The 24,740-nt window shown below is 66.8% G+C and carries 24 protein-coding genes, 1 tRNA gene and 1 pseudogene; 11 read left to right on the top strand and 15 right to left on the bottom strand.

Going from position 1 to position 24,740, the window contains the following annotated elements:
* Window positions 1–35: 35 nt before the first annotated feature.
* The 7 genes from HOP52_RS11005 to ffh form a co-directional block, all read right to left on the bottom strand.
* Window positions 36–782 carry a DsbC family protein gene (locus HOP52_RS11005; RefSeq protein ID WP_238977433.1) on the bottom strand — a complete coding sequence of 249 codons (747 nt, stop codon included), beginning with the start codon at window positions 780–782 and terminating at the stop codon, window positions 36–38.
* A 3-nt stretch (window positions 783–785) separates the two neighbouring features.
* Window positions 786–1,685, bottom strand: a complete 900-nt coding sequence (gene xerD, locus HOP52_RS11000; protein ID WP_238977432.1) for a site-specific tyrosine recombinase XerD — start codon at window positions 1,683–1,685, stop codon at window positions 786–788.
* A 124-nt stretch (window positions 1,686–1,809) separates the two neighbouring features.
* On the bottom strand, window positions 1,810–2,166 hold the full coding sequence (rplS, locus tag HOP52_RS10995; protein WP_238977431.1) for a 50S ribosomal protein L19: 357 nt from the start codon (window positions 2,164–2,166) through the stop codon (window positions 1,810–1,812).
* A gap of 164 nt (window positions 2,167–2,330) precedes the next feature.
* Window positions 2,331–3,092 carry a tRNA (guanosine(37)-N1)-methyltransferase TrmD gene (gene trmD / locus HOP52_RS10990; protein ID WP_238977588.1) on the bottom strand — a complete coding sequence of 254 codons (762 nt, stop codon included), beginning with the start codon at window positions 3,090–3,092 and terminating at the stop codon, window positions 2,331–2,333.
* A gap of 35 nt (window positions 3,093–3,127) precedes the next feature.
* Complete coding sequence (rimM, locus tag HOP52_RS10985) at window positions 3,128–3,685, bottom strand: ribosome maturation factor RimM (protein ID WP_238977430.1); 558 nt, start codon at window positions 3,683–3,685, stop codon at window positions 3,128–3,130.
* Window positions 3,686–3,708: 23 nt separating this feature from the next.
* On the bottom strand, window positions 3,709–3,957 hold the full coding sequence (gene rpsP, locus HOP52_RS10980; RefSeq protein WP_102652817.1) for a 30S ribosomal protein S16: 249 nt from the start codon (window positions 3,955–3,957) through the stop codon (window positions 3,709–3,711).
* A gap of 259 nt (window positions 3,958–4,216) precedes the next feature.
* Complete coding sequence (gene ffh / locus HOP52_RS10975) at window positions 4,217–5,644, bottom strand: signal recognition particle protein (protein ID WP_238977429.1); 1,428 nt, start codon at window positions 5,642–5,644, stop codon at window positions 4,217–4,219.
* Window positions 5,645–5,990: 346 nt separating this feature from the next.
* On the opposite strand from ffh, the gene HOP52_RS10970 reads away from it, so the two are divergent.
* Entirely contained in the window at window positions 5,991–6,791 is an 801-nt protein-coding gene (locus HOP52_RS10970) for a cytochrome C assembly family protein (RefSeq protein ID WP_238977428.1), read from the top strand.
* Window positions 6,792–6,866: 75 nt separating this feature from the next.
* Window positions 6,867–8,162 carry an HlyC/CorC family transporter gene (locus tag HOP52_RS10965; RefSeq protein ID WP_238977427.1) on the top strand — a complete coding sequence of 432 codons (1,296 nt, stop codon included), beginning with the start codon at window positions 6,867–6,869 and terminating at the stop codon, window positions 8,160–8,162.
* 155 nt (window positions 8,163–8,317) lie between these two features.
* Here the strand turns inward: HOP52_RS10965 and HOP52_RS10960 are convergent, their stop codons facing one another.
* Complete coding sequence (locus HOP52_RS10960) at window positions 8,318–9,043, bottom strand: 1-acyl-sn-glycerol-3-phosphate acyltransferase (protein ID WP_238977426.1); 726 nt, start codon at window positions 9,041–9,043, stop codon at window positions 8,318–8,320.
* The gene (locus HOP52_RS10955; protein ID WP_238977425.1) at window positions 9,040–9,657 is read right to left on the bottom strand and encodes a TetR/AcrR family transcriptional regulator; all 618 of its coding nucleotides are present in this window, start codon (window positions 9,655–9,657) and stop codon (window positions 9,040–9,042) included. The genes HOP52_RS10960 and HOP52_RS10955 overlap by 4 nt, the downstream gene beginning before the upstream one ends.
* A 137-nt stretch (window positions 9,658–9,794) precedes the next feature.
* Between HOP52_RS10955 and HOP52_RS10950 the strand changes: the two genes are divergently transcribed.
* Together HOP52_RS10950 and HOP52_RS10945 are read left to right on the top strand one after the other, a co-directional pair.
* Complete coding sequence (locus tag HOP52_RS10950) at window positions 9,795–10,481, top strand: SOS response-associated peptidase (protein WP_238977424.1); 687 nt, start codon at window positions 9,795–9,797, stop codon at window positions 10,479–10,481.
* Window positions 10,478–13,369: an insulinase family protein gene (locus HOP52_RS10945; protein ID WP_238977423.1), complete on the top strand. Its 2,892-nt coding sequence runs from the start codon at window positions 10,478–10,480 to the stop codon at window positions 13,367–13,369. Before HOP52_RS10950 ends, HOP52_RS10945 begins: the two co-directional genes overlap by 4 nt.
* Before the next feature lie 70 nt (window positions 13,370–13,439).
* Here the strand turns inward: HOP52_RS10945 and sbcB are convergent, their stop codons facing one another.
* The 4 genes from sbcB to minC all read right to left on the bottom strand — a co-directional run bounded on the left by sbcB (window position 13,440) and on the right by minC (window position 17,041).
* Window positions 13,440–14,930: an exodeoxyribonuclease I gene (gene sbcB, locus HOP52_RS10940; protein WP_238977422.1), complete on the bottom strand. Its 1,491-nt coding sequence runs from the start codon at window positions 14,928–14,930 to the stop codon at window positions 13,440–13,442.
* Between the two features lie 83 nt (window positions 14,931–15,013).
* Complete coding sequence (minE, locus tag HOP52_RS10935; protein ID WP_102588074.1) at window positions 15,014–15,265, bottom strand: cell division topological specificity factor MinE; 252 nt, start codon at window positions 15,263–15,265, stop codon at window positions 15,014–15,016.
* Window positions 15,262–16,080, bottom strand: a complete 819-nt coding sequence (minD, locus tag HOP52_RS10930; protein ID WP_238977421.1) for a septum site-determining protein MinD — start codon at window positions 16,078–16,080, stop codon at window positions 15,262–15,264. The genes minE and minD overlap by 4 nt, the downstream gene beginning before the upstream one ends.
* Before the next feature lie 229 nt (window positions 16,081–16,309).
* Window positions 16,310–17,041 (bottom strand): septum site-determining protein MinC, encoded by a 732-nt coding sequence (minC, locus tag HOP52_RS10925; RefSeq protein ID WP_238977420.1) that lies wholly within the window; start codon window positions 17,039–17,041, stop codon window positions 16,310–16,312.
* 268 nt (window positions 17,042–17,309) lie between these two features.
* Here minC and HOP52_RS10920 point away from each other — a divergent pair, with 268 nt between their 5' ends.
* Window positions 17,310–20,093, top strand: a complete 2,784-nt coding sequence (locus HOP52_RS10920; protein ID WP_238977419.1) for a DUF349 domain-containing protein — start codon at window positions 17,310–17,312, stop codon at window positions 20,091–20,093.
* A gap of 147 nt (window positions 20,094–20,240) precedes the next feature.
* Here HOP52_RS10920 and phbB read toward each other — a convergent pair whose 3' ends face one another.
* Complete coding sequence (phbB, locus tag HOP52_RS10915) at window positions 20,241–20,987, bottom strand: acetoacetyl-CoA reductase (RefSeq protein ID WP_238977418.1); 747 nt, start codon at window positions 20,985–20,987, stop codon at window positions 20,241–20,243.
* Between the two features lie 196 nt (window positions 20,988–21,183).
* Here phbB and HOP52_RS10910 point away from each other — a divergent pair.
* The 3 genes from HOP52_RS10910 to HOP52_RS10900 all read left to right on the top strand — a co-directional run bounded on the left by HOP52_RS10910 (window position 21,184) and on the right by HOP52_RS10900 (window position 22,739).
* Window positions 21,184–21,260 (top strand) — tRNA-Met (locus HOP52_RS10910).
* 511 nt (window positions 21,261–21,771) lie between these two features.
* Window positions 21,772–22,242: a type II RES/Xre toxin-antitoxin system antitoxin gene (gene parS, locus HOP52_RS10905; protein ID WP_238977417.1), complete on the top strand. Its 471-nt coding sequence runs from the start codon at window positions 21,772–21,774 to the stop codon at window positions 22,240–22,242.
* Window positions 22,242–22,739, top strand: coding sequence for an RES family NAD+ phosphorylase (locus HOP52_RS10900; RefSeq protein WP_238977416.1), 498 nt, complete (start codon window positions 22,242–22,244; stop codon window positions 22,737–22,739). The genes parS and HOP52_RS10900 overlap by 1 nt, the downstream gene beginning before the upstream one ends.
* A gap of 45 nt (window positions 22,740–22,784) precedes the next feature.
* Here HOP52_RS10900 and HOP52_RS10895 read toward each other — a convergent pair whose 3' ends face one another.
* Complete coding sequence (locus HOP52_RS10895; RefSeq protein WP_238977415.1) at window positions 22,785–23,042, bottom strand: hypothetical protein; 258 nt, start codon at window positions 23,040–23,042, stop codon at window positions 22,785–22,787.
* A gap of 276 nt (window positions 23,043–23,318) precedes the next feature.
* Between HOP52_RS10895 and HOP52_RS10890 the strand changes: the two are divergent.
* The 3 genes and pseudogenes from HOP52_RS10890 to HOP52_RS10880 form a co-directional block, all read left to right on the top strand.
* Window positions 23,319–23,486 (top strand): annotated as a pseudogene (locus HOP52_RS10890) (IS3 family transposase); the annotation flags it as partial.
* Window positions 23,487–23,808: 322 nt separating this feature from the next.
* Complete coding sequence (locus HOP52_RS10885) at window positions 23,809–24,012, top strand: hypothetical protein (RefSeq protein ID WP_238977414.1); 204 nt, start codon at window positions 23,809–23,811, stop codon at window positions 24,010–24,012.
* A 9-nt stretch (window positions 24,013–24,021) separates the two neighbouring features.
* A complete protein-coding gene (locus HOP52_RS10880) occupies window positions 24,022–24,684 on the top strand; it encodes a hypothetical protein (protein ID WP_238977413.1) in 663 nt (220 codons plus the stop codon).
* The last annotated feature ends 56 nt before the right edge of the window (window positions 24,685–24,740 follow it).

Genomic DNA, 24,740 nt, shown 5'->3' with positions numbered 1-24,740 from the left:
TGGTCAGCGGCCCATCGCGGGGCCGCTTGTCGTATCTACTCGGCCAGGCCCAGCATGCCGGCCAGGCGTTCGGCCGGCACGTAGCCGGGCACCATGCGGCCGTCGGGCAGCACGATGGCCGGGGTGCCCTGCACGCCGATTTCCATGCCCAGATGATACTGCGACTCGACCGGATTGTCGCAGTCCGTGCTGTTGTTCAGCGACTGCTGGCGCTTGGCCGTGGTCATCGCCTCGCTGGGGTTGTCGGCACACCAGATCTGCTCCAGCACCCGTGCCCCTTCGGCATTCATGCCGGTACGCGGGAAGGCGAGATAGTGCACCTCGATGCCCAACTCATTGAGCCGCGGGACCTCCTCATGGAGCTGGCGGCAGTAGGGACAGGTGGTATCGGTGAATACTACCAGTTCGGCGCGACTCTCGTCGGTGCCGCGGAAGATCACCCGCTCGGCGTCGGGGATCTTCGCCAAGCGCTCGGCACGCTCGGCGTTGCCGGCCTGCTCGGTAAGGTTGACCAGCCCCTCGGGGCCGTTCTCGTAGAGATCGCCGACCAGGAAATAGCGCCCCTCGGCATCGCTGTAGAAGGATTCACCGGTTTCCAGGCGCACTTCGAAAAAGCCCTCCACGGGCGTGGCCTGCACGCTGGACACGGGCATCGGCTGGCCACGCACTTCCAGGCGTTCGGCCAGCCGCTCGGCGGCGTCGGCCTGGGCGGTGAGCGGCAGGCCCAGGGCCATCAGCGGCAGGGTCAGGGCACCGACAAGACGAAGAGACGATAGGGTCATAGATCAACCTCGAGGATGATGTTCGGCATGCAGGGCTTCGAGTCGCGCCTGCGCCACATGGGTATAGATCTGGGTGGTCGATAGGTCTCGGTGACCCAGCAGCAGCTGTACGACACGCAGATTGGCTCCATGATTCAACAAATGGGTGGCGAAGGCATGGCGCAGCGTGTGCGGCGACAGCGGCCGCGTGATACCGGCGGTCCGCGCATGGGCCTTGATCCGGTACCAGAAGGTCTGTCGCGTCATGGCCCGGTCGCTCCGGCCGGGGAACAGCGCCGGCCGCGTCGCATCGGCCATCAGGGCGACGCGCGACGTGCGCTGATAGCGCGACAGCCAGTGTACGGCCTCTTCCCCCAGGGGCACCAGGCGATCCTTGTCGCCCTTGCCGCGCACCCGGACCACCCCCTGGCGCAGGTTCACCGCGTCCACGGAGAGCCCCACCAGCTCCGAGACCCGCAGGCCGCAGCCGTAGAGCACCTCGAGCATGGCCCGGTCGCGCAGCCCCAGGTCGGTGGCAAGGTCCGGGGCCGCCAGCAGCCGCTCTACCTCGGCTTCGTCGAGGGTGTCCGGCAGTGCCGGGCGCACCCGGGGCAGGCGCACCTCGGTGAGGGGGTCTCGGTCGATGAGGCCTTGCCCCAGCGCCCAGCGATAGAAGCCGCGCAGGCTCGACAGCAGCCGCGCATTGCTGCGCAGCCGATAGCCCTGCTCGCGGCGCTCCTCGAGCCAGGCCGGCAGCGCTGCCTCACCGGGCGCCAGCAGGGCACCGCCCGCCGCGTCGAGGCGCGCCGACCAGGCCTCCAGGTCGTGCCGGTAGGCGGCCAGGGTATTGGCGCTCGCCCCCAGTTCCAGCCAGCGCGCATCGAGGAAGGCGTCGATCAGGGCAAGGGAGCTGTCGGCCGTCATCCTGAAACCTCTCCGGCGCCGTCCGTGGCCCTGGCGCCAATGCAACGAAACCCCGCCCCGCGCAAGCGGTGACGGGGTTTCGCGGGGGGCGCACCCGCGGACGCGCCCTCGGCCGGCCCTGCTATCAGGACAGCTTTTCCTTGATGCGGGCGGACTTGCCGCTGCGCTCGCGGAGGTAGTAGAGCTTGGCCTGACGGACGTCGCCGCGACGCTTGACGGCGATGGAGTCCACCAGCGGGCTGTAGGTCTGGAAGGTCCGCTCGACGCCCACGCCGTGGGAGATCTTGCGCACGGTGAAGGCGGAGTTCAGGCCGCGGTTGCGCTTGCCGATCACCACGCCTTCGAAGGCCTGCAGGCGCTCGCGGCTGCCTTCCTTGACCTTGACCTGGACGACGACGGTGTCACCCGGCGCGAATTCCGGCACGGCCTTGCTCATCTGCTCGGCTTCGAGCGCCTGGATCACCTTGTTCTTGCTGCTCATGACAATGACTCCTTGATAACCTGACTGGCCGGTCCGCTTCGTTGCCGGCGAGTCGTGATCCCGGCGCTCGAGCGCGCGGGAGATGATGGGTGACGCAGGTCCGCCGCATGGGTGGCCCGAAGGCGCGGCCCTTAGCGTCTGGCGTCCTGCACCTCCGCCCTGGCCTAGCCGCTAGACAGGGCGTATTCCTCGATGAACTCGGCCAGCAGCTCGCGCTGCTCCTTGTCCAGCGTCCTGCCTTCCAGCAGGTCGGGGCGCCTGAGCCAGGTCCGCCCCAGCGACTGCTTCAGGCGCCAGCGCCGAATGGCGCCGTGGTTGCCGCTGAGCAGGACCTCCGGCACCCGACGCCCGTCGATCACCTCGGGGCGCGTATAGTGCGGGCAGTCCAGCAGCCCCTCGTTGAAGGAGTCCTCCACGGCGGAGTCCTGATGCCCCAGCACGCCGGGCACCAGCCTGGCCGCGGCGTCGATCAGCACCATGGCCGGCAGCTCGCCGCCGCTGAGCACATAGTCGCCGATCGACCACTCCTCGTCGATGTCGCTCTCCACCACGCGCTCATCGATGCCTTCGTAGCGCCCCGCCACCACCACCAGCGGGGGGCCCGAGGCGAGCTCCTGCACCCCACGCTGATCCAGCCGCCGCCCCTGGGGCGAGAGATAGATCACCCTGGGGCGTTGCCCCGTGGCCTGCTCGGCCCGCTCGCGGGCAGTGTGGATCGCCGCGCGCAGGGTATCGACCTTCATCAGCATGCCGGGGCCGCCCCCGTAGGGGCGGTCGTCCACGGTGCGATGCCGATCGGTGGCGTAGTCGCGAGGATTCCAGAACTCCAGCGCGATTCGCCCCCTGTCCACTGCCCTTCCGGTCACGCCGTGGCGAGTGATCGCCTCGAACATCTCGGGAAACAGCGACACCACCCCGATCCACAGGCTCGGCCCGGGCGATGACTGCGCTGCCGGCTCGCTCAAAAGTCGGGATCCCAGTCGACGGTCATGACCGCGGCGTCCAGGTCCACGTCGAGCACGACCTCATCGGGCAGGAACGGCAGCAGCCGTTCACGGGCGTCGATGGCCGCCGGCTCCCCCTCGGGGTCACCCTTGACCACCATGACATCGTTGGCCCCGGTCTCGAACAGGTAGCGAATGCGCCCCAGCGTCTCGCCCTGGCGGGTCACGACGGTCAGCCCTTCCAGCTGATGCCAGTAGTATTCGCCGCGCGGCAGTTCGGGCAGTGCCGCCTTGGGCAGCAGCACCTCGGCACCCGCCAGGCGCTCCGCGCCCTCGCGACCCTCGACGCCTTCCAGCAGGGCCACCAGGCCCTTGCCGTGTCGACGGCCCTGCAGCAGCCGATGGCGACTCAGCACTTGGCCCTGGCGCAGCACCCACTCGGGGTAGTCGAGAATGCCGTCCATCGGGCTGGTGTGGGAGTAGACCTTGAGCCACCCCTTGACGCCGTAGGGGCTGGTCAACTTGCCCAGCACCACATGCCCCGCCAACTCGATGTCTTCGGCTTGCTCGCTCATGTCGTCACCGCAAAGCGACCGGTTCAGGCCTGCTTGCGGGCTTCCTTGACCAGCTCGGCCACGCGGTCGGACATCTGGGCGCCCTGGCTCTGCCAGTGGGTGATGCGGTCCAGGTCGACGCGCAGACGCTCTTCACCGCCACGGGCGATGGGGTTGAAGAAACCCAGGCGCTCGATGAAGCGGCCATCGCGCGCATTGCGCGAGTCGGTCACGGTCAGGTGATAGAAGGGACGCTTCTTGGCGCCACCACGTGCCAGACGAATGGTAACCATGGCGTTAACTGTCCTTCGGTTGAGGTTACGTTTAATACCGATCTGTGCCGAGCCCGGCAAATGGCCGGAGTCTCGGCATCCTGCTCGGAAAGCGGGCCGAGAGGCCCGCCTTCGCGTCATTCGGTCACTGTTGCAGTCAAGCGGGCAGCCGCGTCGTTGCCACGGTCCTGCCATGAAGACGCAGCATTCTACGGAAAACCGCTCAACTTGGAAAGCCCGGCGCGATATTCCTTTTCCAGGCGCGCTCCAGGGCGCCGGCTCAGCGCCTGGGAAAGCCGCCGGGGCCGCCCATGCCGCCAGGGCCACCCATCCCGCCGGGGCCGCCCGGACCGCCCGGACCGCCGCCGCCCATCATGCCGGACATCCCGCGCATCATCTTCTGCATGCCGCCCTTCTTGCCGGCCTTCTTCATCATCTTCTGCATCTGCTTGTGCTGCTTGAGCAGGCGGTTCAGGTCCGGCACCTGCAGGCCGGCCCCGGCCGCGATGCGCCGCTTGCGCGAGCCGTTGATGATCTCCGGGCGGCGCCGCTCCTTGGGCGTCATGGAGTTGATCAGTGCCTCGAGCTTACCCAGTTCCTTCTCGGGGCCGGGGCCCTGGGCCATCTCGGCCATCTGCCCCATGCCCGGCAGCTTGCCGAGCAGGCCGCCCATGCCGCCCATCTTCTTGAGCTGCTGCAGCTGGTCGCGGAAATCCTCCAGGTCGAACCCCTCGCCCTTCTTGACCTTCTTGGCGAGCTGCTCGGCCTTCCTCTTGTCGACGGTGCGCTCGGCCTCCTCGATCAGCGACAGCATGTCGCCCATGCCGAGGATGCGCGAGGCCACGCGATCGGGGTGGAAGGGCTCCAGGGCGTCGACCTTCTCGCCCACCCCCATGAACTTGATCGGCTTGCCGGTGATATGGCGCACCGACAGCGCCGCGCCACCGCGGGCGTCGCCGTCGGCCTTGGTGAGGATCACCCCGGTTAGCGGCAGGGCCTCGTGAAAGGCCTTGGCGGTATTCGCCGCGTCCTGGCCGGTCATGGCGTCGACCACGAACAGCGTCTCCTGCGGCTCGCAGACACGGTGCAGCTCGGCGATCTCGGCCATCATCGCCTCGTCGATGGCCAGGCGGCCGGCGGTATCGACCAGCAGGACGTCGTGGAACTGGATCTTGGCGTGCTTCAGCGCCGCCTTGGCGATGGCCACCGGCTTCTCGTCGGAGCGCGACGGGAAGAAGTCGACCCCCACCTCGGCCGCCAGGGTTTCGAGCTGGTCGATGGCCGCCGGGCGATAGACGTCGGCCGAGACCACCAGCACCTTCTTCTTCTCGCGCTCGCGCAGATAGCGGGCCAGCTTGGCCACCGAGGTGGTCTTGCCCGCCCCTTGCAGGCCGGCCATCAGCACCACCGCGGGCGAACCCTTGAGCGACAGCCCCTCGTTGGCCTCGCCCATGATCGCTTCCAGCTCCTGCTGGACGATCTTGACGAACTGCTGCCCCGGCGAGAGGCTCTTGGAGACCTCCTGCCCCACGGCGCGCTCGCGCACGCGCTCGATAAAGGCCTTGACCACCGGCAGGGCGACGTCGGCCTCGAGCAGCGCGCGTCGCACCTCGCGCAGGGTGTCCTTGATATTGTCCTCGGTCAGACGCGCCTGACCCTTGATGGACTTGAGCGTCTGCGACAGGCGCTCACTGAGATTCTGGAACATGGGCCACTCCGGCTGCGATCCTGGCAGTACCTGACGTCCCGCCGTGCGGGGGCGCTTGCAAGACAGGGTCTGTGACGATTCGCCACACGCGACAGGCGTCCTGCGTTACCCGCAATACTGTAAAACAGGCATGGCCGACCGTCATTGTCGAACGTCGCATGGCGGTGATTGGGTGGGAATTATACGCCTTGTGGCCGGCAGTCTCCATGCGGCCGTCCGCCGCCGCGGCAACCGCCCCCCGCTGTGCGAGTCTGCACGAATTGGGTATAGTGGCGACGACAACCGCGCTACACCTGTCAACACTCGATACGCTTAGACGCCGGCAACGGCGCACGGATGACAACTGATGCAGGCGCTTTCACTGGCCGTCATGGCCCTGATTTTCTATATGGGTGCCGCCTCCTGGCAGGCGATGACGCTACTGCGCCGCGCCCCGGCGCGGCCCGCCCTGGTGCGCACGCTGGGTCTGCTGGGCCTGCTCTGCCACCTGCCCCTGGTCGCCAAGCTGATCAGCCTGAGCCCCGGCATCCTGCCCGGCCTGTCGACCAGCGCCGTGCTGCTGACCGCGATCATGGTCGCCATGCTGCTCATCGTGAGCCTCGCCAAGCCGGTACTCAGCGTGGCGGTCGCGCTATTCCCCATCTCCGGCCTGGCTCTGCTGCTGGCCGTGGGACTGCCCAGCCCCGAGCGCACCGGCGGCATGACCCCGGGCATTGCCCTGCACGCCATCAGCTCGGCGCTGGCATTCGCGGTGCTGGCCATCGCCGCCATCCAGGCGGTGCTGCTGGGGCTCCAGAACCAGGCCCTGCGCCACCACCACACCCGCGGCATCGTCCAGTCGCTGCCACCGCTGACCACCATGGAGCGGGTGCTGTTCGAGCTGATCTGGGCCGGCATGATCCTGCTGACCCTGTCGATCATCAGCGGCTTCGTGTTCCTCGACAGCATGTTCGCCCAGCACCTGGCCCACAAGACAATCCTGTCGCTGGCCGCCTGGGTGATCTTCGCCGTGCTGCTGATCAGCCACCACATCCTGGGCTGGCGCGGCATGCGGGCCGTGCGCTGGACGCTTGGCGGCTGCGCCGTGCTGCTGCTGGCCTACTTCGGCAGCAAGTTCATGCTCGAGGTGGTCCTGCAGCGCGGCTGAGGCACAAGTCGCCTTGACACTGTCAGGCCGAAACCCTACAACACGTGGCTGATACGCCAGTGAGGAACCTTCGACTTGAGCGACGACTTCCCTGTGGGATTGCTGTTCGGCCTGCTTCTCCTGCTCGTCTGCCTTTCTGCTTTCTTCTCCAGTTCCGAGACCGGCATGATGTCGATCAACCGCTACCGCCTGAGCCACCAGGCCGGCAGCGGCGACAGTCGCGCCAAGCGGGTCGTCCGCCTGCTGGCCCGCCCCGACCGCCTGATCGGCGTGATTCTGATCGGCAACAACCTGGTCAACAACCTGGCGGCCGCGATCGCCACGGTGCTGGCCATCCACTTCTTCGGTGAAGTCACCGGCCCCGCCATCGCCCCGCTGCTGCTAACCATCGTGATCCTGATTTTCGCCGAGGTAACACCCAAGACCTATGCGGCGGTGAAGCCGGAGCGGATCGCCTTCCCGGCATCGCTGGTGCTGGAGCCGCTGCTCAAGCTGCTCTACCCGCTGGTATGGCTGGTCAACGTCATCTCCAACGGCCTGCTCAAGCTGCTCGGGGTCAAGAGCATCGAAGGCGGCGGCGACAACCTGACCCGCGACGAACTGCGCACCGTGGTGCACGAAGCGGGCACCCTGATCCCCCACCGCCACCAGGCGATGCTGCTGTCGATTCTCGACCTCGAAAACGTCACGGTGAACGATATCATGGTGCCCCGCCACGAGGTGGTCGGCATCGACCTGGACGATGAACTCGAGGATATCCTGACCCAGGTTCGCACCAGCCAACACACGCGCATTCCCGTCTACAAGGGCGACATCAACAACATCATCGGCATGCTGCATCTGCGCAACGCGGCACGCTTCCTGTCGCGCGACGAGGTCACCAAGGCCTCGATCGTCCAGGAGGCCCGCGAGCCCTACTTCATCCCCGAGTCGACGCCGCTGCACACCCAGCTGGTCAATTTCCAGAAGCAGAAACGGCGCATCGGCATCGTGGTGGACGAATACGGCGACGTGGAGGGGCTGGTGACGCTGGAGGACATCCTCGAGGAGATCGTCGGCGAGTTCACCACCGACGTGGCCGGCCAGGACCAGGACATTCATCGCCAGGACGACGGCAGCCACCTGATCGACGGCACCGCCAACATTCGCGACATCAATCGCCTGCTGGGGTGGCAGCTGCCCACCGACGGCCCCAAGACGCTCAACGGCCTGATCCTCGAGCACCTGGAGTCCTTTCCCGACGGCCCCGCCTGCCTGCAGATCGGCACCACACGCATGGAGATCCTCGAGGTGCGCGACAACCTGATCACCGCGGCGCGCTGCTGGCAGGCGCCGCGTCGGCCGTCTCGCGCCCGCGGCAAGCCGAACTAAGGAAACACTGCACAAATGCCTGCGCGAGCGAATCGCTGCGTTGCGCGGTGCGCGGAAGCCTCACATATACCCCATATGCTCCGGTTCCTGTGCTCCGTGCGCCTTGCGCTTCATCTCGCTCGGCGATTTGTTCAGCGCTTCCCTAAGCGGCGCCGTCAGCGACGCTGAAGCGGCGGCGCGGCCGTGCGCGCGCAGGTCCAGGGCTCGGCATCGGCCTTGAGCGCCCTCACCCTTGCCTCCAGCCGATCCCGCCGCGCCAGCCGCGGCGGGATCGGCTCGCCGAAGTGGAGCGCCACCCGGGGGCGCAGGCGACGCGGCCACTTGGTCAGCGCCGGACCGCCATGATGAGAGGCCCAGGAGCCCCACAGCCCGGCCAGGCCGGCCGGAATCACCGGCACCGGATCCCTGGCCAGGATCAGCTCGATGCCGCGCCGGAAAGCATGGATCTCGCCATCCGGGGTCAGCCGCCCCTCGGGAAACAGCATCACCACTTCCCCGTTGCGCAGCGCATGGCTGATCTCATCCAGGGCGCGGCGCACGCTGCCGGGGTCCCGGCGGTCGGCGTCGACCGGAATGGCCCCGACCAGGCGAAACAGCCAGTTGAGCCAGGGCGACTCGTAGATGGGACGATCCATCAGAAAACGCAGCGGACGCGGGCTGGCCCCGCCGAGGACCAGCGCATCCATGAAGCTGACGTGGTTGCAGACCACCAGCGCCGCGCCGCGTACCGGAATGACCTGGCGGCCGCGTAGGCGCAGCCGATAGACACAGTGGATCAGCAGAAACACCAGCCGGCGAATGATCGGGCGCGGGCGACGGGAACAGCGCCACCCGCCCACGGCGGCCAGCAGGCCGAGCAGCCCCAGAAGCGAGAGGTTCACGTCATATCGGGCCGGTACTTGAGCCCGGCAAGCGTGGTGGTCAACAGCTGGTCGAGCAGCTCGCCCACCTCGAGCTGCTGACCCTGCCAGTAGCCCAGGCGCTCGTTGAGCCCCAGCAGCACCAGGCCGTGCACGCTGCCCCACAGGGTGCGGCCCAGGCGGCGCGCCTCCAGGTCGCCCAGCGCCGGCTGGTACTCCTTGAGGGTAGCCTCGACGCGCAGAAACAGCGCCTCGATCATGTCGGACTGACGCTGATCGAGCTCGCCTTCCTGGGCCAGCGGATAGTCGAAGAGCAGCTGCCAGCGGTAGGGTTCGCGCTGGGCGAACTGCCAGTAGGCCAGGGCCAGGGCCTTCAGCCGCGGCTCCGGCGCCATCTCCTGCTCCAGCGGCTCGATGACGCTACGCAGCAGGCTCAGGGTGTTAATGTTCACATGCTGCAGCAGATTGCCGAAGCTGCCGTAGAGCTTGAGCAGGGTGCTGGGGGCACAGCCCACCTCGCGCGCCAGGGCACGCAGCGACAGCGTATGGACAGGATTGTCCTGCAGCCAGGCATCACAGGCCGCCATGACCTGGGCATGGAGCGCTTCGGGCGCATGCTGTCGGGGACGGGCCATCGGGCTCCTCGCGCGGACGTTAATTTCAGGCCCCATCATAGCGCAGATCGAACACTGTTTTCGAGCATCCGCAAGCGGCCTCTTTTCAGCCCCCTTCGACTTGGCTACTCTGGGTCCCCCCGATACCCGGAGACTCCATGGCCGGCCGCCTGTTCATCCCCCCCCTTGATGCTGCCCGACTGCTGCCGGATCTGCGCCTCGACGCCCCCCTGGTGACCGCCACCAACCTGGCACCGCGACGCCCGCTGTCGATCATTCGCCTGGATGCCGGCACCGCCTGCCTGACCCGCGCCTTCTGGGGGCTGACACCACCCTGGCTGACGGTACTCGACCATGCCCCACACTGCGCCCGGGCCGAATCGCTGCAGGCGCGCCCCATGTTCCGCGACGCCTTCGCCGCCCGCCGCTGCCTGGTGCCGGCCGGCGGCGTCTACGTGTGGAAGCCCCAGCCACGCTTCAAGCAACCGTTCCTGGTCACCCGCACCGACCGCCGCCCGCTGCTGCTCGCCGGGGTTTGGTGCCGCTACCACACCACCCTGACCGACCACACCGACTCGATGGCCCTGATCACCGTGCCCACCAGCCCGCTGCTGGCGCCGCTCAGCGACCGCCTGCCGGCGGTGATCGACGCGGCCGACGCCCCGCGCTGGCTCGATCCACAGACCTCTGCCGAGGCAGCCCGCGCACTGCTGATTCCCGCCCCTCGGGAACTGTTGGGGGCTTTTCCGGTATCAAGACGAGTGAACAACCCCGCGAATCAGGAACCGAGCTGCGCGCACCCCACGGGGCCCATGCTGCGCTGGACGCCCGAACAGGAGAGATGATGCCTACCCTTGCTGCAACGCTGCCGGACCGCCTTGCCCCCCGCCGAGCCCTGCCGCTGGCGCTGGCGCTCCCCCTGCTGCTCATCGGCACGCTGCTCGGGTCCGCCGACGCCAGCCAGTCGGATGCGGCGGCCACCGAGGCGGCCATCGCCGAGGCCATCACGCCCCGCGTCAGCCCCCACGACACCCGCGACTATCGGGTGCTGACCCTGGACAACGGCCTGACCGCCCTGCTGGTCAGCGACCCCGAGGCCGACCGCGCCGCCGCCTCGATGAACGTGGCGGTGGGCAGCGCCCAGGACCCCGACGACCTGGCCGGCCTGGCGCACTTCCTCGAACACATGCTGTTCCTGGGCACCGAGCCCTATCCCGAAGCGGATGGCTACCAGCGCTATATCCGCCGCCACGGCGGCAACTTCAACGCCTTCACCGCGCCCCAGGACACCAACTACTTCTTCGATATCGAGCCCGATGCCTTCCCCGGGGCACTCGACCGCTTCAGCGAATTCTTCCTGACCCCGCTGTTCAACGCCGACCAGCTGGAGAGCGAGCGCAACATCGTGCACTCGGAGTATATGGCGCGGATCCGCGACGACGGCCGACGCGAGAATGACGTGCTCAACCAGGTGCTCAATCCCGACAACCCCACCACCGGCTTCTCGGTGGGCAGCCGCGAGACCCTGGCCGACCCGGCCGACGGCGAACCGACGCTGCGCGAGCGGGTGATCGACTTCTACGAACGCCACTACGACGCCAACGTCATGCAGCTGGCGCTGGTCGGCCCACAGTCCCTCGACGAGCTGGAAGGCCTGGTCACCGAGCGTTTCGCCGATATCGCCGACCGCGGCCTGTCGCGGCCCGAGATCGAAACGCCCCTGGCCCGGGAGGATGAGCTGCCACGCTATCTCGAGGTGCAGTCGGTCAGCGACCGGCGCCAGCTGCGCTTCCTGTTCCCGGTCCCCGACCCGATTCAGCACTACCAATACAAGCCGGCCGACTACCTGGCCAATCTGCTCGGCCATGAGGGCGAGGGCAGCCTGCTGGCGGTGCTGCGCGAGGCGGGGCTGGCCGATGGCCTGGCCGCCGGGGTCACCCGCGGCGACGGCCACCACGCACTTTTTGCGGTCAGCATCAGCCTGACTCCGGCCGGGGCCGAGCGCCTCGACGACATCCAGGCCTCGCTGCTCGAGGCCATCGAGCTGATTCGTGACGAGGGGCTGGACGAATGGCGCTACGACGAACAGGCCCGGCTCGCCGAGCAGGAGTTCCGCTTCCAGCAGCACGGCTCACCGCTGCAGGGGTCCATGCGCCTGGCCATGAACCTGGCGCGCTTCCCGGTGGAGGACGTGCAGTATGCCGCCTACCGCATGGACGGCTTCGACCGCGAACTCATCGAGGACTATCTGGACAAGCTGCGCCCCGAGCGGCTGCTGCGCCTCTACAGCGCCCCGGACGTGGAGGGCGAGCGGGTCTCGCCGTGGTTCAACGCCCCCTGGCGGGACATCACCGACTCGCTCGACGTCGAGGGTGAGCCGCTGGCCGGCCTGGCCCTGCCCGAGCCCAACCCCTTCATCGCCGAGGACCTGACGCTGCTCGAGGAGCAGCACGAGCGCCCCTCGGCGCTGGTCGACGAGGAGAGCTTTTCCCTCTGGCACATGAGCGATGCCAGCTTCAACACCCCCAAGGTGGAGTGGCGCTTCAGCCTACAGCACCCCGAGGCCAGCGCCGACCCGCGCCGGGCCGTGCTGTCACAGCTGCTGGCCGGCTGGCTCGACGACAGCCTCAACGAGGACTTCTATCCGGCGCGGCTGGCCGGCCAGCGCGCCGAGGCCTACGCCCACGCCCGCGGCATCACGCTGGCCTTCTCGGGCTGGCGGGATCGTCAGGAGCAGCTCATCGAGCGCACCCTGGCCCAGCTCAAGGAAGCCGAGATCGACGCGGCCAGCTTCGAGCGCGTGCGCTATCGCCTGCAGCGGGAATGGCGCAACGCCCCCCAGGCCGCACTGTTTCGCCAGGGCCACCGCACCCTGACCGAGGCGCTGATGCGCCCCCAGTGGCCGACCGAGCAGCTACTGGAGGCGAGCCAGACACTCGACGCGAACGACCTGCGCGACTACCGCGAGGCCTTCCTTGACGCGCTGCGCCTGGAGGCCATGGCGGTGGGCAACCTCGACGCCGAGCTGGCCATCCGGGTGGGTCAGGCCGTCGCCGAGACCCTGGAGCCCAACCTGACCCAAGAGGCCATCCCCGACCTCACCCCGCTGCGCATCGAGGGTGAGCTGCCGCCGCTGCACCCGGTGACCAGCCGCGAGGAGTCGCTGGTGCTGCGCTACCTGCAGGGCGCCGACCGATCGCTGGCGACCCAGGCCCGCCTGGCGGTGCTCGGCCAGGTGCTCGATACCCCCTTCTACCACCGCCTGCGTACCGAGGAGCAGCTGGGCTATGTGGTCAACGCCGGCTACCGCCCGCTGCTGGACGCCCCGGGCCTGAGCCTGCTGGTGCAGTCGCCGGACACCCCGAGCGCGGAGATCCAGACGCATATCGATGCCTTCCTCGACGACTTCAGCGAGCAGTTGGCGGCGATGAGCGACGCAGACCTGGCCACCTACCGCCAGGCGGTCCACGATGAGCTGCTCAAGCGCGACACCAGCCTCTCCGGCCGCACCAATCGGCTATGGCGGGCGCTCTCCTTCGGCGATACCGACTTCGACCGCCGCGAGCGGCTGGCCGCCCGGGTGCTCGAGGTCGGCGTCGAGGAGCTGCAAGAACTGTGGCCCGAGCTGCGCGAGACCGCCGTGGCCAGCGTCACCTTCGACCCCGGCACCGAGCCCAGCGACGTGGCCGCCCTGACGCACCACCTGGAGCCGCTGCCCGAGGCGGAGGAGTGAGGTGTGAGGTGCGAGGTGCGAGGTGTGAGGTGTGAACGCAGCGCCCGGCCAGATGGCCGGGCGGGAAACGTCAGCCGAAGGCCTGAGGCGGCATGATCGCCTCCACGTGCATCACCAGCTCCTCGAGCAGCTGGCGGTCGCGGTCGCCAAGCGCCACTTGGTTGAGCCGCTCGATCTCGCGGGCGAAGTCCTTGAGCGTAAAACCGGCCAGCGCCGCGTCGTTCATTCGCTCCCAGCGGAAGGCCTCCCAGCGAGACTGCTCCTCGCTGGTGAGGGTGTCCGGATAGCTGCGGGCCCGATAGCGAAACAGCATCTCCTCGAGACGCGGGTCCTGAAAGGCGAAGCGCGCCTCCACCAGATCCCAGGGATCAGTATCGCGTACCCGCTGCATCTGCTGGCGATCCGCGGGGGAGAAGAAGCCCCCGGCGTAGAGCATCAGGTCCGGGTCGGCCGGCCCGGCCGGGGGCGGCTCGGCGAACACCGCGGCCGCCTTGGCCGAAGCCTCGGGGCTTTCCGCCAGATGCTTCCAGTGGCGACGACAGGCCTCCAGGTCCAGGCCCAGGCGCTCGACGATATCGCCATATTCCCCCTGGCGCGGCCCCTCCACGTCCTTCAGCGCCGCGGCGGGCAGGATCACCGGACTCTTGTTGATATGGATCACCTTGAGCGGAATCCGCTCCTCCCCCTCCGCCAGGTCATCGCTGCTGATGAAGACCCGCTGACGAATCTGCTCGGCTTCGAGGGCCAGCAGCGGGGCGGGGTCCACCGAGAGGTCGTAGACGATCACCCCGTTGGGGTTGGTGGGATGCTCCGCCAGCGGCATCACCAGGGCGCTGCAGCCACGGCTGGCGGGATAGCGGCGCGACACGTGCAGCACCGGCTTGCGCTGGATGACATCGAGGCGGCGGGCCGCCTCGCGCTTGCGACGCAGCGACAGCAGGTAGTCGAAGAGCTTGGCGTTGCGCTCCTTGAGCAGGCGCGCCAGGGCAATGGTCGCGCGCACATCGGCCAGGGCGTCGTGGGCGCCGGCATGCTCGATGCCGTTGGCGGCGGTGAGGTCCTCGAGGCGAAAGCTCGGCGCGCCGTCCTCCCGGGTCGGCCATTGGATCCCCGCCGGACGCAGGGCATGAAAGGCCCGCACCGCGTCGATCAGGTCCCAGCGGGAGTTGCCGTTCTGCCACTCACGAGAGTAGGGGTCGAGCAGGTTGCGATAGAAGAGGTGCCGGCTGACCTCGTCGTCGAAGCGCAGGCTGTTGTAGCCCAGCGCACAGGTGCCGGGCTCGCTCATCAGGGCGTGGATGCGCCCGGCGAACTCGGCCTCCGGCAGCCCACGGCGCCGCGCCTGCTGCGGCGTGATGCCGGTGATCAGGCAGGCCTGGGGGTGGGGCAGGAAATCGTCGGCCGGCTGGCAGAACCACTCCACCGGCTCGCCCACTTCGTTGAAGTCGGCATCGGTGCGAATCGCGGCGAACTGCGCGGGGCGGTCGCGACGCGGGTCGGCGCCGAAGGTCTCGTAGTCGTGCCACAGGAAGGTCATCGGGGCGGCATCGGGCTTCGCCATGGGCGCGGGATCTCCTGACTCTGCGTCGCTGAAGGCCACAGCCTAGCACAGCACCGCAGGCGTCTCAGCCCAGCCCGTCCCGCTCAGGCCCGCGGCAGGGTGACGTTGAGCTCCAGCACCGAGCAGTTGTCCTCGCTGTCCAGGCTGATGTTGATGGCATCGTCGTCCACCTGGACATAGCGGCGGATCACCTCCAGCAGCTCCTTCTCCAGCATCGGCATGTAGTCGGGCTGGCCGCGCTGGCTGCGCTGATGCGCCACGATGATCTGCAGCCGCTCCTTGGCGACCGACGCGGACTTCTTGCGTTCGCGCTTGAGGAATTCGAGCAACTTCACCGGCGACCTCCTCCGAACATACGGCTCAGCAGACCCTTCTTCTGGAATTCATGGAAGCGTAGCGGCACTTCCTCGCCGAGCAGGCGCGACACGGTATCGACATAGGCCTGTCCGGCATCGCTCTTCTCGTCATGGGTGACCGGCACCCCCTGGTTGGAGGCCCGCAGCACCGCCTCGGACTCCGGAATCAGGCCGATCAGGTCGATGGCCAGTATCTCGCGGATGTCATCGAGGTTGAGCATGTCGCCGCCGTCGACACGCGCCGCATTGTAGCGGGTAATCAGCAGGTGCTCCTTGATCGGGTCCTCGCCCTGTTCGGCCCGCCGGGTCTTGGACGCCAGCAGGCCAAGGATGCGATCCGAGTCGCGCACCGACGACACCTCGGGATTGGTCACCACGATCGCCTCGTCGGCGAAGTACATGGCCAGTTGGGCGCCGCGCTCGATGCCCGCCGGCGAATCGCAGAGGATATAGTCGAAATCGCTGCTCAGGGTCTTGAGCACCTTCTCGACGCCCTCGAGGGTCAGCGCATCCTTATCGCGGGTCTGGGAGGCCGGCAGGATATGCAGGTTGTCGACCCGCTTGTCGCGGATCAGCGCCTGGTTGAGCCCCGCCTCGCCCTGGATGACATTGACCAGGTCATAGACCACGCGGCGTTCACAGCCCATGATCAGGTCGAGGTTGCGCAGTCCCACGTCGAAATCGATCACGGCGGTCTTGTTGCCGCGCAGCGCCAGCCCGGTGGCGATGGCCGCTGCGCTGGTTGTCTTGCCGACCCCACCCTTGCCGGAGGTCACTACGATGATCTTGGCCAAGTTGTGCGTCCTTTCGATAACGATAAAAAAGTGAAAATTCAGTCGCTGCCGGAGCGCACCTAGGAGTCTGTCGGGCTTGACCAATCGTAGCGAGAGATTCGGGTTTCGAGACAAGTTGATCGATCTGTTGAGGCGAATAGCGAGCTCTTTAACGAAACAGATCGAATGAAATTGGCCGAAAATCCGGATTTCGCAGTAGATTAGAGTTAAGTCCGACAGGCTCCTAGCGCTAGAGCGGCATGATCTCGAGCTGGGCATCGCGCAGCGCGACCTGCACCGCCGAGCCCAACAGCTGCGGGTCGATGTCCTCGAGACGTTTGTAGTTGCCGGCCACCGACAGCAGCTCGCCGCGCAGCTCGCGACAGAAGATGCCCGAGTGGGTGTCACCGTGAATGCCGGCCAGCGCCCGGCCACGCAGCGCCCCGTAGACGTGCACGCTGCCGGCGGCCAGCACCTCGGCACCGGCGTTCACCGAACCGATGACCACCAGATCGCCCTCGGGGGCGGTGACCTGCTGCCCGGAGCGAACGGTGCCGCGGTAGATGCGCCCGCCGCTGGCCACGCTGATGGCCTTCTCGGCCTCCTCGGCTTCGCCTTCGGCCGGCGCCACGCTCTCCAGCGGCCTGGCGCGAACGCCGTCGCTGGGCGGGAACCAGCCCAGGCCCAGCGCCCAGGCCGACTGCTTGACGGGATCGGGCCCGCCACGCACCGCGACCGGCAGCAGCTTATGGGCCCGGCATGCGGCGCAGATCCGCTCCAGCGCCAGGTGAGGCTCATCGAGCTTCTCCACCGCCAGCACCACCGGGGTGTTCTGGAAGAACGCCGGCGACTGGCTGAGCTTGCCGGAAAGCTGCTCGCGAATGCGCTCGGGATCGGCGCTGGCCAACTCCATGACCGTCATCGGCAGCATGCCCCCCTTGAAGGTGAATGCCATGCTTGCCCTGTCCAGGTTGAGACTCATTGCCGGGCTCCACTCGGTGATGTCGGGTCGTAGGACTAAAGCTAAGCGAGTCCCCCCAACCCTGCAACCAATGATACGGCCAGCGAGCCGGTAATAATATTGTCGCCATCTGGCCACACTCGACCGGCCGAGCAGACTTTTCTGCCGCTGCGGCGCATGCTTAGATAGCAAGGAAACAACGATTGCCGACCATGGTAGCGACAATCGCGGCTCGCGCAGGCACTTTTCCGACAGCGCCTCGCCACGCGCCCAACGCTCAGGATACCCAATGCACGGATTTCTTCGACGCTTTCTTGCCCCGCGCTGGCAACATGCCGACGCCCAGGTACGCTGCCAGGCCGCCGGCCGGCTCGACCCTGCACGCCCCGACCAGCGCCAGGCGCTGGAGCGGCTCTGCCTGGACGATGACCCCCGGGTCCGGCGGGCTGCGCTGGGGCGGCTCGATGACCCCGAGGCCCTGCTGCGCCTGCTCGCGCAGCGCCCCGACAATCCTGAGCTGCATGGCTATCTGACCGAACTGCTGTGCGGCCAGACGGGTGGCCTGGAGCTCCCCCGCCGACAGGCGCTGGTCGAGCAGCTGGACGACGCCACCCTCCTCGCCGCTATCGCCCTGCAGGGCGACAACCAGCAGCTGCGCCTCGCCGCCCTGGCGCGCCTGGACGAGGAGGAGGCGCTCATTCGCCAGGCCTGCGACAACGGGATCGCCGCCGTGCGCCATGCCGCCGCCGCCCGGGTCACCAGCGAAGCCGGCCTGCAACGCCTGGCCCAGCAGGCACGTCGCGACCGTCAGGTCATGCGCCAGGCCCGCGAGCGGCTCAACCGGCTGCGCGCCGACGCCGCCTCGCTGAAGGCCGCCCGCCAGCGGCGCGAGACCCTGCTCGCCTCGCTGGAAGCCCATGCCCGCGCCCCCTGGGAGCCGCTCTATGCCGGTCGCTACCGACACCTGGTACGCGAGTGGGAGGCGCTGGAGGATTTGCCCGACGCCAGTCAGGAGCAGCGCTTCCAGGATGCCAGCCTGCGCTGTCGCAAGGTGATCACCGACCACGAGGCTCGCGAACATGCCCATGCCGCGGCGAACCGCCGCCACGAGCAAGCGACCGAGGCGCGCGAGGCGCTGCTCGAAGCGCTGGAGGAGAGCCTCGCCGGCCTACCCCGGGGCGACACCCTCAATGAGCAGGACATCGCCAGCCTGCGCTCCCAGAGGCTGCTGCTGGCCAACCGCTGGCAGGCCCTCTCCGACCTCCACGTCACCGACGAGGCCCTGCGCCAGCGCTACGACGCCGTGATGGCCGACTACGACAGGGTCATCGCCGCCTGGGAACGCCTCGTCGCCCGTCGCGAGGAGCTCGAAGCGGCCCTGGCCGACCACGACCACCAGCGACTCACCGCCTGCCTAAAGGCGTGCGACTGGCCTGGCGACCTGCCCGACACACCGCTGCTGAAGCGGGCCCGAGACGAGCTGGCCGGCGCCTCCGCCCGCCAGAGCGAAGACCTGGACGCCCAGCTGGCGCGCTTCGGCGAGGACCTTGCCCTGCTCGAGCAGCTGCTCGACCGCGGGGCCTTCAAGGGCGCCAGCCGCCTGCACCAGAGTCTGAAGCATCGCGCCGAGACGCTGCCGGCGGCGCAGCTGCGCCCGCACCAGGCCAGCCTGAAGCGGCTGGGCGCACGCCTCGCCGAGCTGCGCGACTGGCGCGGCTTCGTTGCCGGCCCCAAGCGCGAACAGCTGTGCCAGGCCATCGACGAGCTGGCCAACGACGGCGGCCTGGCCGATGCCGAACTCGACCGCCGCCACCGGCAGCTGGTGCGCGACTGGAAAGGGCTGGGCGATGCCGCCGCCAAGCGCGAGCTGTCTGAACGCTTTCGCGCCGCCTCCGATCGCATTCATGAGCGCCTGGGACCCTGGCGCGACCGCCTGGCCGCCGAGCGCACCCGCAACCTGGAGGCCCGCGAGGCGCTGTGCGAACAGCTCGAGGCCCTGCTCGCCTCACCCGCCGACAACGCCGACCCGGATGCGCTGCGCCAGATCCGCGACCAGGCCCGACAGGAGTGGCGCCGCCATTCGCCGGTGCCTCGCGAACAGGCGGAAGCCGTCGGCCGCCGCTTCGGGCGTATCCGCCATGCCCTGCAGGGGCTCATCGACCAGCGGGCCGAGGAGGTCGCCGAGGCCAAGCGTCAGCTGATCGACCAGGCCCGCACTCTGCTGGAACAGCGGATGCCCCCCGCCGCCCGCGCCGAGGAGGCCAAGGCCCTGCAGCAGCGCTGGCGCCAGCTGGGGCGCGCGCCCCGCGGCGAGGAACAGGCGCTGTGGCGCACCTTCCGCGAGCTATGCGATCAGATCTTCGCCGCCCGGGAGGCCCAGCGCGAGGACCATGTGCAGCGCGCCCGCCAACGCCTGGATGAGATGCAGGCGCTGATCGACCGCCTGGATGCCTGGCATCCGACCCGCCATGCCGACGGCGAAGTCCTGGAACAGGCCATCGACCAGGCCGCCGCCCTGGAACCGCTGCCTTCCGGTCGCCGCACCGAAGGCATGCGGCGCCGCTGGAGCGGCATCGTGCGGGCCCGTCGGGAGCGTCTGACCCGCCTCGCCGTGGTCGAGGAAATTCAGCGCTGGCAGGCCTGTCGGCCGCTGCTGGACGCCCATCTTCAGGCCGACGCGACGCTGCTAGAAGGGGGCGAGGCGGAGAGCATTCCGCTCGACGACGGCCTGGCGCTACCCGCGGACATGATCGCCGCCCACGAGCAGCGCAATGCCTCTCGCCGCCAGCCCGCCGAGCCCGAGGCGATCACCGAGCAGCTGGCCCGACTGCGCGTTCACCTCTCGCTGCTGGCCATGGGCCGGGTCCACCAGCACGACGAGCCCCTGCGCCTGGCCATCCAGGTCGAGCGGCTCAACGAAGGGCTCGGTCGCGAGCTCACTCGCGCCGAAGAGGTCCGCGCCGTGCTGCGCAGCCTGCTGGCCACCGGCCCGGTCTCGCCCGAACAGTGGCAGCGCGAAGTGGGTGAGTTCGACGCCCTGCTGACGCGCCTGACCCAGCTCCCCCCGCCCTGAGACGCCCCTGCCGCAGGCAACAGCCGGGATTCCCGCGACGGCGCACGACCCGGCAGGCACCGCGCCAGTGCCGAAGCACCACCCACGAACGCAAGCGGGAGGCCGAAGCCTCCCGCACACTGAATCGACAAGATCGCGGTCGACGGTTCAGCCCATGAACTGGCCTCCGTTGATATCGATGTTGGCCCCAGTGATGAAGCCGGACTCCTTGTCGGCCAGGAATACCACGAGTCGCGCGATCTCCTCCGGCGTGCCATAGCGCTTGACCGGAATGGCCTCGCGAATCGCCTCGCGCACCTTCTCCGGAATCTTCATGATCATGTCGGTGGCGATATAGCCCGGCGACACGGTGTTCACGGTAATACCCTTGGTGGCGGTCTCCTGCGCCAGCGCCATGGTCAGGCCGTGCATGCCCGCCTTGGCGGCGGAGTAGTTGACCTGGCCGAACTGGCCCTTGCGGCCATTGATCGAGGAGATATTGATGATGCGTCCGTAGCTATGCTCCAGCATGCCCTCGATGACGCCCCGGCATGTGTTGAAGACGCTGTTGAGGTTGGTATCGATGACTTCATGCCACTGCTCGGGCGTCATCTTCTTCAGGGTGCCGTCCCGCGTGATACCGGCGCAATTGACCAGTACGCTGATGGGACCGTGGGCCTCTTCTATCTCCTTGACGCCGGCCACACAGGCGTCGTAGCTGGTCAGATCCACCCCGGACAGGGCGATATTGTCGAAACCGTCGGCCTTCTGGGTTTCGAGCCAGGCCTTGGCCTTCTCGGGATTGTTATAGCCCGCCACGACCTGATAACCCGCTGCGGCAAGCGCACGGCAGATCGCCGATCCGATGCCGCCGGTTCCGCCGGTTACCCAGGCAACGGGTGCTGATTGAGCCATATTCCACCTCCCTGATAATGACATGTCGACAAGATTGCTTGATGCAAATCAAAAGTCCATATACAACAGGATGCTGCCTGACGGGGTCTCCTTCAAGGCATCCTTTATGATTATGGACCCTTTGGCTCCAAGTGCACGAGCGTTGAATGATTACTTGACACACCGCCCCCAATGCGTAGAATACGCACCACGTCGATGCGGGGTGGAGCAGTCTGGTAGCTCGTCGGGCTCATAACCCGAAGGTCGTCGGTTCAAATCCGGCCCCCGCTACCAAATTTAGAAGAGGCAGGTCAGTTTTCCACTGGCCTGCCTTTTTCGTTGCCTGTACGTTCGTTGCCGGCGCGAACCGAACCGACGACCGTCGGTTCGCTGTTCATTTCAACGTCAGCGGCCCCCGCTACCAAATTCAGAAGAGGCAGGTCAGTTTCCTACTGGCCTGTCTTTTTCGTTGCGAGCGCGAACTGAACCGACGACCGTCGGTTCGCTATTCATTTCAACGTCGGCGGCCCCCGCTACCAAATTTTAGAGAGGCGGATCAGTCACTTACTGATCCGCCTCTTTTTCGTTGCCTACGCGAACGCCAGCTTGTGACACCACTGTGACATCCCAGTGCCCAGTCCACGGATTAGTGCTTACCGGCCGCTCAGGCGCGACGACCTTCAGCCAAACACTGTTGCATGCTCCCGTACCGCTTCTGGTCAAGGTACGACAGTAACAGAGCCTCGACATTTCTGCCACGTGACTCTATGATAATGCCAGATGACAGAACCAAGAGGGTAACGCAATGGCTGTTGCCGAGATCCAACCCGAACATGCTCCTGACATCCTTCAGCGCACTCTGCAGCGCCTGATCGGCAGCCGTGCTGACAAGGCGCGCTCGGCATTCGAGATCCACGAGCTGATCGAGCAGGGGCTCCCCTCCCAGGACATCATCAGCTTCGTGGAATCCATCGACCTCTTCCATGACAAGATGGTCGTGGCCAAGGTGATCGGCATGTCCGAGCGCACGCTCTACCGCCGGGTCAAGAATCCAGAGCCGCTGAGTGCCGAGCAGAGCAGCCGCGCCTGGCGCTTTGCCGAGATCCTCACCCGGGCGGAAGACGTGTTCGGCGACCCCGAAGAGGCACAGCGCTGGATGAACACCCCCGCCATGGGGCTGGAGGGACGTAAACCGATCGACTTGATTACCACCCAGGTGGGGTATGAGCTGGTCGACGACTTCCTTACCAGGATGGACTACGGGGTCTACAGCTGATGGCGGAGCGCCCTGACGCCGGTGATCTCTGCCTTTGGCGGCTGGAGCGCAAGCGCCATCTGGCCGGCTGGGATAGCGGCATCGGCGCGGAGCTTGCCGGCGGCCGCTGGAACTCCAAGGGGCGAGCCGCCGTCTATGGCTCCCTCGACCCCTCCACCGCTATCCTCGAGGTCGCCGCCCACAAGGGCTTCAAGGCCCTGGACACCCTACCCCACGTGCTGCTCTGCGCCCGCATCCTGGCACCCGAGCGTGCTTACCGGGTTACCGCTGACTCGCTTCCCAACCCCAACTGGCTGATACCCGGCTCGCCCGGACAGGGTCAGCAGTCCTATGGCGACTGGCTCCTGAACCAACACCCCTTCCTCATCGTCCCCTCCACAGTATCCCGATACAGCTGGAACATCGTCATGAACCCGGTGACGGCCGAGGGGCTTTACGACGTTGTGCTCGAGGAGCCCTTTGCGCTGGATACCAGGCTGAATCCACCGCGCTCTTGAGGTTGCCTGCACGGTTAACCAGCTGCTTACTGAATCGAAATACCATCAATCAAGACCAAGGGACTTCATCACTTCACCCTCGGAGACAACATCAGTGGTAACAACCGCATCTTTCAAAAGAAGCTTGCCACTGAGAAGTCTGTCGAGATGGACATCAAATGAGTCAAAATCAGGGTGCAGGGCCGTTGGAATATAGATGAAGACATCTCTTTCCTGTCCAATTCGGTAAACCCTGTCAGTAGCCTGAGCCTCCTTGGCCGGATTCCAATGACGCTCCAGATGAATGACATGGTTGGCGCTCACGACGGTCCCCCACTGTCAAGCCTACACCAGCAGCCACCGGGCCTCCAAGAAAGCCGGGACGGTTCACTATGTCGCATTACGTCGCATTAAGTCCACTTGCTGCCCTGGGCAATCACCCAATCGACTTAGGTTATCACCACCACAGACAGGCTCACAGCCATCAAAGCGGCATGTGTGACCTTTTGTTGAGGCGAGCATGGTCAATTCCTTGAAGCGGTGCTTGTGATCATCGAGATGCTGGAAAGGGCGCATGTAGGGGCTGAGCCGGATCACTCCTTCGGTTCACTGAAAAGCGAGTGGCTGGCTGGTCAGCGATACTGGAGCCGACAGGCAGCACGACGTGACGTGATCGAATACATCGAGATGGAGTACAACAGCTGCCGGCTCCACTCGACCTTGGGCTACCAGACGCCGAGGGAGATTGAACTGGCAGCAGCGGCTTGAAAATGTGTCTGCTCTAACTTGACCAGGTCAACTCTGCATGATAAGCCAACAGCAGACGTTGACATCCTATGGCTTCCCCGGCTACCTTGCAGTCAGCGCCGATTTGAGTCTCAGCTTGCGGGCGCTCTACAAATTCAGCTAAAGCGACGCCGACAGGCCCGCTTTAGCACATGCAAAGCGGGTTTTTTGTTGCCTGGCCAACAGGCTGCCGCCGATTTAAGCACCAACTTGCGGGCGGGATACAAGTACAGCTAAAGCGGCGCACGACTCCTCTCCCCGAGTCGGCGCTTGCCGACCACGACAGGGGATTCAGGAGTCCGACATGACCGATCTCGCACTGCCCACCAAGGACCGCCCTCGCCTACCCTCCGCCACAGCGGCCCGACCGCACAACACCGCACCGATCAACCCCGTCTTGCTCCATGACGACATCGTGCGTCCGGCGCTATGCAACGACGCCATCCTGGCCGGCAAGCGATTGCCGCACAGCGAGCACGATACTCATGGCCGGCACCGGACCAGTTGAGAGGGGGCGATGACGATGGATTTACTTCAGGAACTGCAGCTCAGAACCCACCACCTGACGCCGACGGACGTGCTGCGCGTCATGGGCTACTCCCAGCCAACGCCCTCGGCGAAGACACATTACCTGGGCGTCCGGCAGAGTCCCTATCTCGGCCTGGAGGGCGAGTATCGCGACGAGCGCTTCGGCGAACGAGGCTTCCTTGAGGCACTGTGCCGCAGCGTCGGCATTGACGAGACCGACAGCCGGCCAGCCATCGACTCCGTGCTCGAACGCCTCGCGGAGGACCGGGCCGCCTACCGACACTGGCTGTTCGCCGACACGGACTTCGTGCGGCGATCCAACCCGACCACCCCGATCTTCGCCATGGCCTTCACCGAGCACTTGCGCCGCTTGAAGTTTCCCCTCGGCTTCTGGCGCCTGTCCTGGGAGGAGCGCCTGGCAGCGGCGTGCCAGAAAGCGCGGGAGCATATGCACGAGAGCGGAGGGCATCTCGTGACCTGGGGCGAGATCCAGCGCTACCACTACGTCTTCGCGGAGGGGCGAAGCATCGTCATATCCCCCCTGGGGGAGGTGCTCGACGAGCGGACCGATTTCGATCCGCCCAAGGCCACCTTCGGGGTGGAAGGCAGTGACCAGAACCTTGGCAGCCTCTTCACCGACGAGAACGACTGAGAACTGTGATCGTGCCCAGTAATCGTGGACACCGGTCCACGATTACTGGGCAAGAT

It is taken from the genome of Billgrantia campisalis (assembly GCF_022341425.1).
Lineage (GTDB): Bacteria > Pseudomonadota > Gammaproteobacteria > Pseudomonadales > Halomonadaceae > Halomonas > Halomonas campisalis.
Note: the sequence above shows the minus strand (reverse complement) of the source record. Positions and strands in the feature narration are given on the sequence as shown.